The sequence below is a fragment of the Micromonospora sp. CPCC 206171 genome, assembly GCF_036906755.1.
GTDB classification, from domain to species: domain Bacteria; phylum Actinomycetota; class Actinomycetes; order Mycobacteriales; family Micromonosporaceae; genus Micromonospora; species Micromonospora purpureochromogenes.
In genome coordinates this window covers 58,158-72,555 of record NZ_JBAKHT010000011.1, presented here as the reverse complement: position 1 = coordinate 72,555, position 14,398 = coordinate 58,158, and the positions used below count along the sequence as shown (strand labels likewise).

The window sequence follows — 14,398 nt, the reverse complement described above, 5'->3', positions numbered from 1 at the left end:
GTACCCGGCGCGGTTTGCGGCGTGTCGGGGCATCCGCCGCCCCGGACACCCCGACACGCTCCAAAGCGTGGGCGCGGAACGTGCCCCGGATGCGCGCCCGCGTGCCGGCCTGTCCTGACCCGCGACACGCCGCCGAACCGAAAGGCGGTGCCGGGGGTGTGGGCACGGAAAGGCCCGGTCGGCGAACCGCCGACCGGGCCCGAAGGACGCGACGGTGACCGGGTCCGCCGACCCGGCCGCCGTCAGCGCACCCTAGTAGGTTCCGTCGAGCTGACCCCGCAGCTTGGTCAGCGCCCGGGCCAGCAGCCGCGAGACGTGCATCTGCGAGACGCCGATCTGCTCGGCGATCTGCGACTGGGTCAGGTTGCCGTAGAAGCGCAGGGTGAGGATCTTCTGCTCGCGCTCGTCGAGCGTGGCGAGCGCCGGGCCGAGGGCCACCCGCAGCTCGGCCAGCTCGAACTCGCTGTCCTCGCCGCCGAGCATGTCGCCCAGCTCGGTGGCCCGGTCGCCGTCGCCGGTCGGGGTGGACAGCGAGACCGCGTTGTACGCGCGGGCGCCCTCCAGGCCTTCCAGGACCTCTTCCTCGGTCAGCTTGAGGTGGGCGGCGATGTCGGCGACCGTCGGCGACCGGCCGAGGGTCTGCAGCAGCGAGCTGTTGGCGTCGGAGATGGCCAGCCGCAGCTCTTGGAGGCGGCGAGGCACCCGGATGTCCCACGTGCGGTCGCGGAAGTGCCGCTTGAGCTCACCGATGATGGTCGGGATGGCGTAGCCGGCGAAGTCCACGCCGCGGGAGGGGTCGAACTTGTCGATCGCCTTGATCAGGCCGACGGCGGCGGTCTGCGCCAGGTCGTCGGTGGGCTCGCCACGACCGCTGTAGCGGTGGGCGAGGTGGTTGGCGAGCGGCAGCCAGGCCTCGATCGCCCGGTCCCGCATCGCGGCGCGGGACGGATGGCTGGCGGGCAGCGCGGCCATCGCGTTGAGCAGGTCGGCGGCGCTGTCGGTGAGCGCGCGCGGGTCCAGCTTCTCGGTGGTCGGCGCGGCGGTGGCCGGCTGCTCGGTGGTCGCTGGCGCGGTCATGGGTGGTCCTCCCTGCACCTCGTCCGCGGACAAAAAGACGTGACGCTTTGGTTTAGCTTCAGATGGTCCGTTCGGGACTCACCTTAGCCTGATCGGCTTGACGAAATCTAGCCGAAAGGACGATGTACTTAAGTAATTTTGAGCCATCAAAGGTGTGTAACGGGCATAAACTCGCGGGTTTGTGATCACCGTTACCGGGTCGCTCGGCCGATGGCGGTGTCCGACGGACACCCGTTCGTCCGGTCTGGTTGGCCCCGCCGCCCCGACCGACCGGTCAATCGCGGAACCGACATGGCGGACGAGTGTCGGCTTTCCGTCCTTGTCCCATTGACAGGACCGCACGTAGCGTCGCCCTACACCCATCGGTACGGAGGCGTCGTGCTGGACCCCGCGGATCCGCAACTCGTCGTCGACAGTCGCACGCTGCACTTCAGCTGGCTGCCGGCGGATCCGGACGCCGTCGCCGCGCTCGTGCCGCCCGGGCTGCGGCCGCGCCGGGACCGGCAGGTCTTCATGAACCAGTACGTGGTGGAGGACGCCGCCCAGACCTCCGGCTTCGGCGCCTACTCACTGACCTACCTCGGGGTGGCCCTGGACGGGGTGAACGCGCCCGGCGGCGTGCGGCCGGGCGGCTGGTGGACGCACTACGTCACCTCCAGCCCGCTGGTGCGGGAGTACGCGGCCGCCCGCGGCGCTCCCGCGGTGCTCGGCCGGACCACCATCGAGGTGCGGGGCGAGGCGCTGGTCGCCGAGACCGTGGCCGACGGGTCGCCGCTGATCCGCGCCCGGGCGCGGATCGGCGAGACCGGGCACGTGGTCCACGCCGGGCACAACCGCTACTTCACCCGCTGCGCCGGGCAGCTGGTCAGCTCCGTCTACCCGTTCATCTCCGAGACGGTCGACCCGTTCGAGATCGAATCGGTGGAGTTCCTGGAGCCCGGGCACCCGGTCTACGCGCTGCGCCCGGAGAACCCGCTGCTGATCACCTGGGGCTTCTACGCCCCGCGTACCGCGTTCGCGTACCCGGGTGGGCTGACCCCGTACCCCGGGCAGCAGACGCGGGCGGAGGTACGTGGCGACGCCTCACCAGGTGCCGGCGCGCCGGGCCCGCAGCGGTCTGCCGTCCGGGTCGTAGACCAGCCGGTACGCCGGTAGCGCCCAGAGCCGGGTCAGCCAGGGCAGCCGTTCCGGCCGGTGCGGGCGCAGCCGGCCCGGGGGCCGGGGGCCCTGCCGGCCGCCGTCGTACCACCGCTCGAGGGCGTCGGCCGCCGAGATGATCGCCTTCACCGCCGTTTCCGGGTCCAGCAGGTCGGCGTCCTCGCCGCCGTCCGAGTCGCGGTCGAGGTGCTCGCGCCACAGCCGCAGCCGCAGCTCCCGGGCGAAGACCCGGGCGCCGTCGCCCTCGCCGGCCGGATCGGTGGGCGCCCGCTCGTCGCGGGTGTCGTCGAGCACCGCGCAGGACAGCTCGCTGTCGTGCGTCCAGGACCGGCGGTTGAAGTTGTCGCTGCCCACGCTCGCCCAGACGTCGTCGACCACGCAGATCTTCGCGTGCACGTAGACCGGCTCGCCCTCGCGGTTCTCCAGGTCGAACACGTGCACCCGGTCCGGGGCGGCCTTGTCGCAGAGCGAGAGCGCCTGCTCGCGGCCGACCATGTTCGGTGGCAGGGCGAGCCGGCCGTCCACGTCCGGGTAGCGGGGCACCACCGCCACCAGGTGCAGATCGGGATTGTTCCGCAGCGCGTCGGCGAACAGCTCGGCCACCTCGGTGGACCACAGGTACTGGTCCTCCAGGTAGATCAGCCGGCGGGCCCGGCGTACCGCCTTGGTGTAGCCGCGGGCCACGGTGCGTTCGCCGTCCGGCGCGAAGGAGTAGCGGGGGCGGACCGCCGGGTAGGTGCGCAGCACCTGGATCCGGTGCGGGCCGCAGGGCGGCGGGTCGGCCGGCTGTTCGGGCAGCGGGTCGGGGCTGAGGTCGGCGCCGCGCAGCCGGTCGCGCAGGTAGGCCAGCGGGTTCTCCGAGTCCAGCGGCATCGGGTCCGTCCAGCGCTCCCGGAACGTGGTGTCCAGCGCACCGACCACCGGGCCGCGGACGGCGAGCTGCACGTCGTGCCAGGGCGGGTGCGGGCCGTACCGGGGGGACATCCGCACGGCCTGCGGGTCGCCCCGGTGCGCCGCGTCGTCGCGCCGGCTGTGGCACAGGTCGATGCCGCCGGCGAAGGCGATGTCGCGCTCCGGTGCGCCGGGGTGTCGCAGCACCACCAGCTTCTGGTGGTGCGAGCCGCCCCGTCGGACCCGCTGGTCGAGCAGCACCTCGCCGCCGGCCGCGCAGATCGCCTCGCTGAGGCTGCGGTTCTCCGCCTCGCTGTAGGAGAGGGCGTCGAGGTGGGAGCGCCAGATCAGCCCCTTGACCACGACGCCCCGCTGGGCGGCCCCGGCGAAGAGCTGGACCACCGTCGGGCCGTCCGGGCGCATCCGCTGGTCCGGGTCGCCACGCCAGTCGGTGAAGAACAGGTGGTCACCGGCGCGCAGCGCCTCCACCTCCCTGACCAGCCGGTCGAAGTACGCCACACCGTGAATCAACGGCTCGGCGAGGTTTCCCGCCGTCCAGACGGGTAACACCGAGACCGGGTTGGCGCGTTCGTCAGCGGTCAGGAACCAGTCCTGGGTCGCCACGTTCCAGCCCCCCGAGGTCGTCGACAACGTCCTCACGGTAGGTGTCCTGCCGCCGGTACGCACGCCGGGCCTGTTCCGCGTGCCCTGGTGGTGGCACCTGTCGGACCCGAGACGCGCACACCGAGGAGGCCACAGCATGCCCGCCGAGACGACGAACCCCGTGACCGAGTACCGCCCTCAGGCGGTGGAGAGTGAACGGGGTGCGCTGTTGGCGGTGTTGCTCATGGTGATCCTCGGGGTCGCCGGAATCTTCGCCGTCTCCTGAGGCCGACGCGGGGCGCCCCGGTGGACCGGGGCGCCCTGGCGTGCGGTCAGGGACGGTTGCCCTGGCCGCCGGTGTGCGGCAGCCGCTTGGCGGGGACGACCCCGAGCCGGCCCGCCTGGAAGTCCTCGAAGGCCCGGACCAGTTCGGCGCGGGTGTTCATCACGAACGGCCCGTAGTGCGCCACCGGCTCCCGGATCGGCCGGCCACCCATGATGAAGAGGTCCAGCGCCGGGGTGTGGGCGTCCTGTCGGGCGTCGGCGGTGACCCGCAGCGCGTCGCCCGGCCCGTGCACGGCCAGCTGGCCGGTGCGCACCGGCCGCCGGTCCGTGCCGACGGTGCCGCGACCGCCCAGCACGTAGACCAGCGCGTTGAAGTTCGGCCGCCAGGGCAGGCTCAGCTCGGCGCCGGGCTGGAGCGTCACGTGCGCGATGGTGATCGGGGTGTGCGTCGAGCCCGGGCCCCGGTGCCCGGCCACCTCGCCGGCGATCACCCGGATCAGCGCCCCGCCGTCCGGCGTGGTGAGCAGCGCCGCCTCCCGGCCACGGATGTCCTGGTAGCGCGGCGGCTTCATCTTCGCCACCTTGGGCAGGTTGACCCAGAGCTGGAGGCCGTGGAACAGGCCGCCGCTCATCACCAGGTGCTCCGGCGGCGCCTCGATGTGCAGCAGGCCACGACCGGCGGTCATCCACTGGGTGTCGCCGTTGGTGATGGTGCCGCCACCACCCTGCGAGTCCTGGTGGTCCATGATCCCGTCGATCATGTAGGTCACGGTCTCGAAGCCGCGGTGCGGGTGCCACGAGGTGCCCTTCGGCTCGCCCGGGGCGTAGTCCACCTCACCCATCTGGTCCAGGTGGATGAACGGGTCCAGCTCGGTCATCGGCACCCCGGCGAAGGCCCGGCGCACCGGGAAGCCCTCGCCCTCGTAGCCGCGCGGCGCGGTGATCAGTCGGCGCACCGGACGGAAGCTGGTGCTCTCGTCGAGCCGGGGCAGGCGGGGCAGGACGAGGACGTCGTCGACGGTGATGGCGGGCATCGCGAACTCCTTAGTCGCTCAGGGTGGACGACGCGTCGCGGTCGGCGCGCAGGCGCCGGCCGAGTCGTTCGAAGACCCGGGTCAGGGTGGCGACCTCGGCGTCGTCGAGGTCGTCCATCAGGTGCCGGCGGACCGAGGCCAGGTGCCCCGGCGCGGCCTCGCGCAGGGCGAGCAGCCCGGCGGCGGTCAGCACCGCCTCGCTGCCCCGGCGGTCCTGCGGGCAGGACTCCCGGGCGACCAGGCCGCGCCGCTGCATGGACGTGATCTGGTAGGTCAGTCGGCTGGGGGAGAAGACCAGGCGGTCGGCCAGCTCGCCCATCCGCAGCCGCTGCCCCGGCGCCTCGGCGAGCAGGACCAGCACGTGGTAGTCGGCGAAGCTCAGGCCGCGGTCGGCGCGCAGGTCGTCCTCGAGTTGGGTGAACAGCCGCTGGCTCGCCTCGATGTACGCGCGCCAGCCGGCCATCCGGGCGCTGTCCAGACTCTCCGTCACGGCTACGACTGTAGCACTCCTTCAAATTTAAACAAGGCCTCTTCGCGCCGTCGACGGCGGGCGGAGTGGGGACGAATGGCCGGGTGTTTCAGTTGTGAAGGAACGCGATCGGGGGAAAGCGCGGGCGGGCCGGCGGCACGCCGTGCCACACTCCGGCCCGTGGATCCCGTCGAGCTGACCGCCCCCGGCCTGCTGCTGCGCGCCTGGCGGGCACGGGACGCTCGGGCCGTGCTCGCGGCGCTGCGGGAACCCGAGGTCGAGCGGTGGAACCCGCAGGGCGTCCGGGACGAGGCCGGGGCGCGCGAGTGGCTGCGCCGACGCGCGGACCCGACGGCGGTGGACCGACTGTCCCTGGCGGTGACCGACGCGACCGACGACACCCTGCTCGGCGGGGCCTCGCTCTTCCAGATCCACGACGGCAACGCCTCGATCGGCTACTGGACGGCCGCCGCCGCACGGGGCCGGGGAGTCGCCTCCCGGGCGGTCACCGCGCTCGGCGGGTGGGCCTTCGCCCACCTGGGCGTGCACCGCATCGAGCTCTGCCACGCGGTGGCCAACCCGGCCTCCTGCCGGGTCGCGGCCCGGGCCGGATACCCGTACGAGGGCACCATGCGCGACTCCCACCGGTACGGCGACGGCCGCCGCCACGACGAGCACCTGCACGCCCGGCTGGCCACCGACCCTGATCCGGGGCCCGGCTAGGCTCGACGGGTGGACGATCTCGAGCTGCTCGACTGGCGGGAGCGGGTGGCCCGGCTCTACCTCTCCGACCTCGACCTGGCCGGCTTCCGGGCGGCCCGCGACGAGCTGTTCGCCGGGCACCCGCAGAGTCCGGTGCCCGCCGCCGATCGGGCGGCCTTCACCGGGCTGGGCTGGTTCCCGCCGAACCCGGACGCCGTCGTGGAGGCGCCGCTGCGCCCCGCCTCGGGCACCGAGAGCATCGACACCGGCGGCCCGGACGGCGTGGTGACCTACCGGCGGGTGGCGGTGGCGCAGACCCCGTGGGGCCCGCTGACCCTGTGGTGGATCGAGGCGTACGGGGGCGGGCTCTTCGTGCCGCTGCGCGACGGCACCTGCGGCCGGGAGAGCTACGGCGGCGGCCGGTACCTGACCGACACCGTCAAGGGCACGTACGGCCGGGGGCTCACCGTGCTCCCCGGCGGGCGGGTACGCCTGGACGCCAACTACCTCTACAACCCCAGCTGTGCCTACGACGACCGGTGGGCCTGCCCGCTCGCCCCGCCGGAGAACCGGGTGGACGTGCCGATCCGGGCCGGTGAGCTGGCGTACCACCGGGTCTGACCCACGCCGCGACGCCCCGGCGCGCGGTGCGCCGGGGCGTCGGGAAAGGTGCTCAGCGGGCCGTCGCGCCGGTCGGGGTGAGGTGCATCCGTCCCAGCAGTTGGCGCGCCTGGTCGGCGAGGTTCGCGTCCACGGTGACCGCGTACTGGCCGGCGCGCAGCGAACTGGCCGAGGTGAAGTCGCGCTGGCCGCCGGACATGGCGTGCGCGACCGCACCGAAGACGGCACCCCAGATCGCGCCGATGACCAGCCCGACCAGGATCACCGCCAGCCAGTTGCCGACCGTGAAGATGCCGAACAGCAGGCCGATGAAGAGCCCGAACCAGGCACCGGTGCCCGCGCCGAGCAACGCGGCCCGCCCGGTCGTCAACCGGCCGAGCACGGTCTCCACCAGGGTCAGGTTCGTCCCCACGATCGCGGTGTGTTCCACCGGGAACCGGTTGTCGGCCAGGTAGTCCACCACCCGCTGCGCGGACGGATAGTCCGGGTACGAGCCGATCGTCACGGTGGGCGGCCCGGTCTGCGGGCCGTGCCCGTCACCGCTGGGCGCGGCCGGCCGGCCGGCCGGACCGGACGGGAGGTTCTCGTCGCCCGGCATCCCGGGACGCCAGGCCGCGGTCGGGTTCGAGGGTCTGGTCATCGCTGCCTCCTTCGTCGGCCACCCGTCTTCCCGACAGTCGGAACCGGTAACGCCCAACCGCCGCCGACGTCGAGGAATGCTGCTTCGCCGGCCCGGGTAGGCACCGGCGTGCAGAGCGGACGGATCAGTGAGCACGGGTTCCTGGCCGACGGCAGCAGCGCCGTGCTGGTGGACCGTGCCGGCTCGGTGAACTGGTGGTGCCCCGCCCGGTTCGACGCGCCGTCGGCGTTCGGGCGGCTGCTCGACGACCGGGCGGGGCACTGGTCGATCCGGCCCGAGGGCGGGTACACCAGCGAACGCTCCTACCTGGACGACACGCTGGTGCTACGTACCGTCTTCAGCACCGCGACCGGCGCGGTGGCCGTCACCGACGCCCTGGCGCTGGAGCCCGGGGCGCGCGGGCACGACATCGGCCGGCGCTCCCCGCGGGTGCTCGCCCGGGTGGTGGAGGGACTCGCCGGCGAGGTGCCAATGCTGGTGGACTACCAGCCCCGGTTCGAGTACGGGAGGGTCAGCGCCTACCTGACGAACTCCGATGGAATGATCGACGCGGCCGGCGGCGGCTGCCGACTTCGACTGCGCGCCGACGTCGCGCTGGACTGCGGGGAGGACGGGGCCACCGCCCGGATCACCGTCCGCGCCGGCGAGACCTACCGCTTCACCCTCGGGCACGCTCCGGCCTACGGCGCCGCGCAGCCGGCCACGCCCGACGCCGACCAGGTGGTGGCCGACGCCGTCGCCGGCTGGCGGTCCTGGGCGGCGCTGCACGACGACTACCAGGGCCGCTACCGCGACGCGGTGCGGCACAGCGCGATGGTGGTGCAGGGCATGACCTACGGGCCCAGCGGAGCGGTGGTGGCCGCGGCGACCACGTCGCTGCCCGAGCAGCTGGGCGGTGACCGCAACTACGACTACCGCTTCGTCTGGGTGCGCGACTTCAGCCTCACCCTTCAGGCGCTCTGGCTGGCGGCCTGCCCGGACGAGGCGAACCGGCAGTTCTCCTGGGTGGGCCGGGCGATGGGCCGGATCGGCGACGAGCCGGTGCCGATCATGTACGGCGTCGACGGCGGACGGGACCTCACCGAGCATGCCCTCGCCCACCTCTCCGGCTACGACGGCAGCCGACCGGTCCTGGTCGGCAACGACGCCTGGCGGCAGCGGCAGACCGACGTGCTGGGCGAGGTCCTCGACGCGGCCTGGCTGATGCGGTACTACCTGGACCCGATGTCGCCGGACGTCCGCCACCTGCTGCGCGCGCTGGCCGACCGGGCGGTGTCGGACTGGCGGCGGCCGGACGCCGGGATGTGGGAGGCGCGCGACGCCGAGCGGCACTACGTCTCGTCCAAGGTGCAGTGCTGGACGGCGCTGGACCGGGCGGTCAGCTTCGGCTCCCGCCTGGGCGACCCGGCGGACGTGGCCCGCTGGGCCGCGGCCCGCGACGAGGTGCGGACGGCGGTGCTCACGCGCGGCTGGAACGAGCGGCTCGGCGCCTTCACCGGGGCCTTCGACTCCGACCAGCTGGACGCCTCGGTGCTGCTCATGCCGCTGGTCGGCTTCCTGCCGGCGAACGACCCGCGGATGCGCTCCACGATGGACGTGGTGGAGCGGCGGCTGTCCCGGGACGGCCTGCTGCGCCGCTGGGACGACGATCCCGCGGGCTTCGTCATCTGCTCGTTCTGGCTGGTCGGGTGCCTGGCCATGGCGGGGGAGCGGGACCGGGCGGGCCGTATTTTCGAACAGCTCGCCGCCCGGGTGAACGACCTCGGGCTGTACGCCGAGCAGATCGACCAGGCGACCGGGGAACACCTCGGCAACTTCCCGCAGGCGTTCTCGCACATCGGCCTGATCAACGCGGCGGGTCAGCTCACGGCCGCCGACGAGCGGGCCCGCGGGGCCACGGAAGGCGACCGACAGCCCGTGCCGGCCGGTACGGGACCCAGGGAGGGAGCACGCTGATGACCGGACGACTGGCAGGCAGGACCGCCCTGATCACCGGCTCGGACTCGGGTATCGGGCAGGCCACGGCGATCGAGTTCGGCCGGGAGGGCGCCGACGTGGTGGTGCACTACCTGCACGACCACGCCGGGGCCAACCACACCAGGGCCGAGGTGGAGAAGGCCGGCCAGCGGTCCATGGTGGTGCAGGGCGACATCAGCGTTGAGCACCAGGTCGAGGTGATGTTCGACGAGGCCCTCGCCGAGTTCGGCACCCTGGACGTCCTGATGAACAACGCCGGCGTGGACGCCTCCGGCATCCCCGTCGCCGACCTGGACACCGAGACCTGGGATCGGGCCATCCGGATCAACGTCTACGGGACGTTCTTCTGCTCCCGCCGGTTCGTGCGGCACCGCCGCGACCAGGGCGGGCAGGGAAAGATCATCAACATCACCTCGATCCACCAGGAGGTGGCCCGGGCCGGCGGCGCGGACTACGACACCAGCAAGGGCGCGATGTTGGAGTTCGCCAAGAGCCTCGCCCTGGAGGTGGCGCCGATGCGGATGAACGTCAACAACATCGGACCTGGGATGGTGCTCACCCCGTTCAACCAGCGGGCCATCGACGATCCGCAGTACCTGGAGGAACAGGTGCAGTCGATCCCGTGGAAGCGGGCCGCCCAGCCTGGCGAGATCGCGAAGCTGGCCGTCTTCCTCGCCAGCGACGACGCCGACTACGTCACCGGGTCGACGTACTTCATGGACGGTGGCCTGATGCAGAACCAGGGCCAGGGCGCCTGAGCGCGCACCGGATGGCCACCCGGACCGGAAGACTGGCGGAGAATGGCGGGATGCGCCTGGTCATCCTCGCCGACACCCACGTACCGAAGCGGGCGCGTGACCTGCCCGCGCCCGTCTGGTCGGCGGTGGAGGCCGCCGACGTGGTGGTGCACGCCGGCGACTGGGTGGACGTGGCGCTGCTCGACGCGATGACCGCGCGGGCCCGCCGCCTCGTCGGCGTGTACGGCAACAACGACGGCCCCGAGCTGCGGGCCCGACTGCCCGAGGTGGCCCGGGTCGACCTGGACGGCCTGCGGGTGGCGGTGGTGCACGAGACCGGGCCGAAGACTCGGCGGGAGGAGCGCTGCGCGGCCCGCTTCCCCGACCGTGACCTGCTGATCTTCGGCCACTCGCACATCCCGTGGGACAGCGTCGCCCCGGGCGGGCTGCGGCTGCTCAATCCCGGCTCGCCCACCGACCGGCGGTCCCAGCCGTACGCCACCTACCTGACCGCCCGGGTGGCGGCGGGGCGGCTCGACGAGGTCGAACTGCACCGCCTGCCCCCGCGCTGAGGGTCACCGGCCCCGGCCGGTCTCCTCCTGCAACTCGTCGATCCGCCGGGACGCCTCGGCCTTGGTCAGGTCGTCCGGCACCTCCTCGCCGGCCTCCCGGGCCAGCGTGTGCAGGTACGACTCCTGGGCGGCGGTCGGCGGCTCCTCGCCGGTCACCCAGTCGTCCGGATCCTTGATCGCGCCCCGCGGGTCGGGCTGCTGCCTGTTGCGGTCGGCCATGATGTCCACCTTTCTTCGAACAGGTGTACCCCTACCCACGGTGTCGGTCCTTCATGCCGCCCGCCGCCGACGCACATACGATCACCCGGTGGACTCGGGCGTGATCGTGGTGGGAGCCGGCATCGCCGGCGTGGCGTGCGCGACGGAGCTGTTCCGGGCGGGCGTCGACGTGCAGATCCGGGAACGGGGCCGGGTGGCGGGCGGGCGAATGGCCAGCCGCCGCTTCGACGGCCGCCCCGCCGACACCGGCGCCGCGTACCTCACGGTGGACGACCCCGACTTCGCCGAGGTCGTGCGGGGGTGGCGGGCCGCCGGGCTGGTCCGGGAGTGGACCGACACCTTCGTGGCGTACGGCCCGGACGGCCGGCGCGAGGTGACCGGTCCGACCCGCTGGGCCGCCCCGCGCGGCCTGCGCTCACTGGTGGAGGAACTGGCCCGCGACCTGCCGGTGAGCGTGGACCGGCTGGTCATGACCGTGCAGCCGGGCCCGACGGTGGACGGCTCCGGGTGCGCCGGGGTGGCGCTGTGCATGCCCGGCCCCCAGGCGGCGCTGCTGCTCGACCCGGAGCTGGCCGACGCGACGCGCGCCGCGCTTCAGCAGCGCTGGGCGCCGACGCTCACCGCGGTGCTGCGGTTCCCGCGCCGCCGCTGGCCCGACTTCCGGGGCGCCTTCGTCAACGACCATCCGCTGCTGGCGCTGGTCTGCGACGACGGCGACCGGCGCGGCGACGGCGCCCCGGTGCTCGTCGCGCACACCACGCCGGAGTTCGCCGCCGGCCACCTGGCCCAGCCCACCGCCGCCGGGCCGACCGTCGAGGAGTCGGTCCGCGACCTGCTCGCGCTCCCCGACCCGGCCGAGCTGGTGCACGTGCACCGCTGGACGTACGCCCGGCCGACCGCCAGCGGGGACGGGACGTACCACCTCGACGACGACGGGGTCGGGCTGGCCGGCGACGCGTTCGGCCGGCCCCGGGTGCAGAGCGCCTGGCGCTCCGGGCGGGACCTGGGGCGCGCCCTGGCCGAGCGGGTGCTCGCCCTGCGTGGCTGACCGGTACCGGGGCGCGCACCGGCCGTCGGCGGGGGGCGTATCGTCGCCTCGGGGGAGGTGTGCGCGACGTGGACGGGGATTCCGGACGGCGGGGGACGGCGTGACCGGCCGGGGCCTGCGGCACGACGCGCTGCTATACGCCGACGACCACGACTACCTCGACGCCATCACCGCCTTCGTGGCGGCCGGCCGGGCCGCCGACGAGCCCGTCATGGTCGCCGTCCCCGCGCACTGGCTCGCCCTGGTCGGGACCGCTCTCGGCGCGTTCGCCGGGGTGACCCTCGCCGACATGAGCGCCATCGGGCGCAACCCGGCGGCGATCATCCCCACCGCCCTGCGCGACTTCGTGCACCGGTTCCCCGGCCGCCGGCTGCGGATCGTGGGGGAGTCGCTCTGGCCGGGCCGGCGGCCGGCGGCGTACCGGCACTGCGTCGAGCACGAAGCCATGATCAATCTGGCGCTCCCGGCGTACCCGGTGAGCGTGCTCTGCCTCTTCGACCGCTCCCGGCTGCCCGCCGACGCCCTCGCCGACGTGGGGCGGACCCACCCCGTCGTGCGCAGCGGGGCGCTGGCCCGGCCCAGCGCCGGCTACCAGCACCCCGAGACGGTGCTGGCCGGCTGCGCCGAGGCGCTGCCTCCGGCTCCGGCCGACGCGGCGACGCTGCGGGTGGAGGCGGCCGGCCTGGCCGCGCTGCGGGCCGCTGTCGCCGCCACCGCCGTCGCCGCCGGACTGCCCGCCGACCGCGTCGACGACCTGCGGATCGCCGTCACCGAGCTGGCCGCCAACGCGATCACCCACGCCGGCGGGCCCGCCACGGCCCGCTGGTGGGTGGCGGCGCCGGACGAGCTGGTCTGCGAGATCAGCAGCCACGGCACGCTGACCGACCCGCTCGCCGGCCGGATCCCGGCCCCGGTGTCGGCCGAGCGGGGACGCGGGCTGCTGCTCGTGCAGCAGCTCTGCGACCTGGTCGACATCCGCACGGTCGACGGTGGCACCACCGTCCGGGTGCGCCTGGAGCTGCCGGCGCCGGCCGCGGTGCCCGCCCCGCGGTCAGCCCCGGACGCCGCCCAGCGCGGGCTCGCCCCGCTCTGACGGCTCCTTCGTGCGCTCGCCCGCTCGGTCGAGCAGCTGCATGACCGGGGTCGCGGCGATCCCGTGCACCACCACGGACACCACCACCACCAGCCCGACGGTCGCCCAGATCAGGTCGGCCTGGGGGAAGTCGGTCCTGCTGGTGGCGTACGCCAGGTAGTAGAACGAGCCGACGCCCCGGATGCCGAACAGCGAGATCACCCAGTGCTCGGCCGGACGGCCGGGCGCGCCCCGCAGCGACAGCCAGGCCACCAGCGGCCGGACCACGAAGAGCAGGGCCAGTCCGACCGCCGCCGCCGGCCAGGTCAGCGGGGCCAGCAGGCCGTCGATCACCGCGCCGCCGAAGAGCAGCAGCAACAGCACCGTCAGCAGTCGCTCGACCTGCTCGGCGAAGTCGTGCAGCACCGAGTGGAACTCGTGGGTGCGTTCGGCCGCCCGGATCGCCCGCGCGGCCACGAAGACGGCCAGGAAGCCGTACCCGCCGACCACCTCCACCAGCCCGTACGCGAGGAACGTGGCGGCCAGGGCGAGGAAACCCTCGGCGTGCCGGGCCAGCCGCAGCTCGCTGGGGGCGCGGAAGAACAGCTTGCCGAGCAGCCAGCCGACGATCAGCCCGCCACCCACGCCGACGACGAGCTTGTAGAGCACGTCGACGGTGAACCAGTCGGCGAGCCAGTGCGCCGGGGCGAGGCTGGTGGTGGCGATGGCGATGGCGGCGTACACGAACGGGAAGGCCAGCCCGTCGTTCAGGCCGGCCTCCGAGGTGAGGGCGAAGCGGACCTCGTCCTCGGAGTCCTCCACGTCGGTGGGCTCGCCCACCTGCACGTCGGCGGCGAGCACCGGGTCGGTCGGGGCCAGCGCCGCCCCCAGCAGCAGCGCGGCGGCCGGCACCAGGCCGGCCCACCACCAGCCGAGCAGCGTCACCGCCGCGATGCACACCGGCATCGCGATCGCCAGCAGTCGCCAGGTGGACGACCACCGCCGCCAGCTCAACGGCCGGTCGATCTTGAGGCCGGCACCCATCAGGGCGACGATCACCCCGATCTCGGTCAGGTGGGTGGTCAGCTCCGGATGGGCCAGTGGGTCCGGCGACGGCAGCCCGGTGGGCAGCAGGAAGACCAGCATGCCCAGCCCGAGGAACGCGATCGGCATGGACAGCGGGCGGTGCTCCAGCACCCGGGGCAGGATCCCGGCCAGCAGGGCGCCCACGCCCACCAGCGCGAACGCGACATCGACCGGTTCCACGCCCACCACCTCTCGCACCTCGCCCGC

At 73.7% G+C, this 14,398-nt stretch carries 16 protein-coding genes; 9 read left to right on the top strand and 7 right to left on the bottom strand.

Going from position 1 to position 14,398, the window contains the following annotated elements:
* Nucleotides 1-252 precede the first annotated feature (252 nt).
* Nucleotides 253-1,077, bottom strand: a complete 825-nt coding sequence (locus V6U89_RS15280) for a SigB/SigF/SigG family RNA polymerase sigma factor (protein WP_442933929.1) — start codon at nucleotides 1,075-1,077, stop codon at nucleotides 253-255.
* Between the two features lie 378 nt (nucleotides 1,078-1,455).
* Here V6U89_RS15280 and V6U89_RS15275 point away from each other — a divergent pair, with 378 nt between their 5' ends.
* Nucleotides 1,456-2,232 (top strand): hypothetical protein, encoded by a 777-nt coding sequence (locus V6U89_RS15275; RefSeq protein ID WP_334571693.1) that lies wholly within the window; start codon nucleotides 1,456-1,458, stop codon nucleotides 2,230-2,232.
* Here V6U89_RS15275 and V6U89_RS15270 read toward each other — a convergent pair.
* Complete coding sequence (locus tag V6U89_RS15270) at nucleotides 2,161-3,750, bottom strand: phospholipase D family protein (RefSeq protein ID WP_334571876.1); 1,590 nt, start codon at nucleotides 3,748-3,750, stop codon at nucleotides 2,161-2,163. The two genes, V6U89_RS15275 and V6U89_RS15270, sit on opposite strands and share 72 nt — an antisense overlap.
* 136 nt (nucleotides 3,751-3,886) lie before the next feature.
* Between V6U89_RS15270 and V6U89_RS15265 the strand changes: the two genes are divergently transcribed.
* Nucleotides 3,887-4,015, top strand: a complete 129-nt coding sequence (locus V6U89_RS15265; protein WP_257028442.1) for a hypothetical protein — start codon at nucleotides 3,887-3,889, stop codon at nucleotides 4,013-4,015.
* Between the two features lie 46 nt (nucleotides 4,016-4,061).
* Here V6U89_RS15265 and V6U89_RS15260 read toward each other — a convergent pair whose 3' ends face one another.
* Both V6U89_RS15260 and V6U89_RS15255 read right to left on the bottom strand, forming a co-directional pair.
* Complete coding sequence (locus V6U89_RS15260; RefSeq protein WP_334571691.1) at nucleotides 4,062-5,048, bottom strand: pirin family protein; 987 nt, start codon at nucleotides 5,046-5,048, stop codon at nucleotides 4,062-4,064.
* Between the two features lie 10 nt (nucleotides 5,049-5,058).
* On the bottom strand, nucleotides 5,059-5,538 hold the full coding sequence (locus V6U89_RS15255) for a MarR family winged helix-turn-helix transcriptional regulator (RefSeq protein ID WP_088962874.1): 480 nt from the start codon (nucleotides 5,536-5,538) through the stop codon (nucleotides 5,059-5,061).
* A 159-nt stretch (nucleotides 5,539-5,697) separates the two neighbouring features.
* Between V6U89_RS15255 and V6U89_RS15250 the strand changes: the two genes are divergently transcribed.
* Nucleotides 5,698-6,240 carry a GNAT family N-acetyltransferase gene (locus V6U89_RS15250; protein ID WP_334571690.1) on the top strand — a complete coding sequence of 181 codons (543 nt, stop codon included), beginning with the start codon at nucleotides 5,698-5,700 and terminating at the stop codon, nucleotides 6,238-6,240.
* 9 nt (nucleotides 6,241-6,249) lie between these two features.
* Entirely contained in the window at nucleotides 6,250-6,840 is a 591-nt protein-coding gene (locus V6U89_RS15245) for a DUF1684 domain-containing protein (RefSeq protein WP_334571689.1), read from the top strand.
* Between the two features lie 52 nt (nucleotides 6,841-6,892).
* On the opposite strand, the gene V6U89_RS15240 is transcribed toward V6U89_RS15245, so the two are convergent.
* Nucleotides 6,893-7,480, bottom strand: coding sequence for a general stress protein (locus V6U89_RS15240; protein ID WP_154938322.1), 588 nt, complete (start codon nucleotides 7,478-7,480; stop codon nucleotides 6,893-6,895).
* Between the two features lie 108 nt (nucleotides 7,481-7,588).
* Between V6U89_RS15240 and V6U89_RS15235 the strand changes: the two genes are divergently transcribed.
* The 3 genes from V6U89_RS15235 to V6U89_RS15225 are packed head-to-tail and all read left to right on the top strand — an operon-like array spanning nucleotide 7,589 to nucleotide 10,766.
* Nucleotides 7,589-9,436, top strand: a complete 1,848-nt coding sequence (locus tag V6U89_RS15235) for a glycoside hydrolase family 15 protein (protein WP_334571688.1) — start codon at nucleotides 7,589-7,591, stop codon at nucleotides 9,434-9,436.
* Nucleotides 9,436-10,215, top strand: a complete 780-nt coding sequence (locus tag V6U89_RS15230; RefSeq protein ID WP_334571687.1) for a glucose 1-dehydrogenase — start codon at nucleotides 9,436-9,438, stop codon at nucleotides 10,213-10,215. The genes V6U89_RS15235 and V6U89_RS15230 overlap by 1 nt, the downstream gene beginning before the upstream one ends.
* A gap of 50 nt (nucleotides 10,216-10,265) precedes the next feature.
* Entirely contained in the window at nucleotides 10,266-10,766 is a 501-nt protein-coding gene (locus V6U89_RS15225; RefSeq protein ID WP_334571685.1) for a metallophosphoesterase family protein, read from the top strand.
* Between the two features lie 3 nt (nucleotides 10,767-10,769).
* Here the strand turns inward: V6U89_RS15225 and V6U89_RS15220 are convergent, their stop codons facing one another.
* Nucleotides 10,770-10,985, bottom strand: coding sequence for a DUF3072 domain-containing protein (locus tag V6U89_RS15220; RefSeq protein WP_088962867.1), 216 nt, complete (start codon nucleotides 10,983-10,985; stop codon nucleotides 10,770-10,772).
* A gap of 100 nt (nucleotides 10,986-11,085) precedes the next feature.
* Between V6U89_RS15220 and V6U89_RS15215 the strand changes: the two genes are divergently transcribed.
* A complete protein-coding gene (locus V6U89_RS15215; RefSeq protein WP_334571874.1) occupies nucleotides 11,086-12,033 on the top strand; it encodes an NAD(P)/FAD-dependent oxidoreductase in 948 nt (315 codons plus the stop codon).
* A 100-nt stretch (nucleotides 12,034-12,133) separates the two neighbouring features.
* Complete coding sequence (locus tag V6U89_RS15210) at nucleotides 12,134-13,126, top strand: anti-sigma factor RsbA family regulatory protein (protein WP_334571684.1); 993 nt, start codon at nucleotides 12,134-12,136, stop codon at nucleotides 13,124-13,126.
* On the opposite strand, the gene V6U89_RS15205 is transcribed toward V6U89_RS15210, so the two are convergent.
* A complete protein-coding gene (locus tag V6U89_RS15205) occupies nucleotides 13,085-14,371 on the bottom strand; it encodes a cation:proton antiporter (RefSeq protein WP_334571683.1) in 1,287 nt (428 codons plus the stop codon). The two genes, V6U89_RS15210 and V6U89_RS15205, sit on opposite strands and share 42 nt — an antisense overlap.
* Between the last annotated feature and the right edge of the window lie 27 nt (nucleotides 14,372-14,398).

Coding starts and splice junctions, on each gene's coding strand:
- V6U89_RS15280 (WP_442933929.1), bottom strand. CDS start 1,077: ATGACCGCGCCAGCGACCACCGAGCAGCCGGCCACCGCCGCGCCGACC.
- V6U89_RS15265 (WP_257028442.1), top strand. CDS start 3,887: ATGCCCGCCGAGACGACGAACCCCGTGACCGAGTACCGCCCTCAGGCG.
- V6U89_RS15220 (WP_088962867.1), bottom strand. CDS start 10,985: ATGGCCGACCGCAACAGGCAGCAGCCCGACCCGCGGGGCGCGATCAAG.
- V6U89_RS15225 (WP_334571685.1), top strand. CDS start 10,266: ATGCGCCTGGTCATCCTCGCCGACACCCACGTACCGAAGCGGGCGCGT.
- V6U89_RS15260 (WP_334571691.1), bottom strand. CDS start 5,048: ATGCCCGCCATCACCGTCGACGACGTCCTCGTCCTGCCCCGCCTGCCC.
- V6U89_RS15230 (WP_334571687.1), top strand. CDS start 9,436: ATGACCGGACGACTGGCAGGCAGGACCGCCCTGATCACCGGCTCGGAC.
- V6U89_RS15240 (WP_154938322.1), bottom strand. CDS start 7,480: ATGACCAGACCCTCGAACCCGACCGCGGCCTGGCGTCCCGGGATGCCG.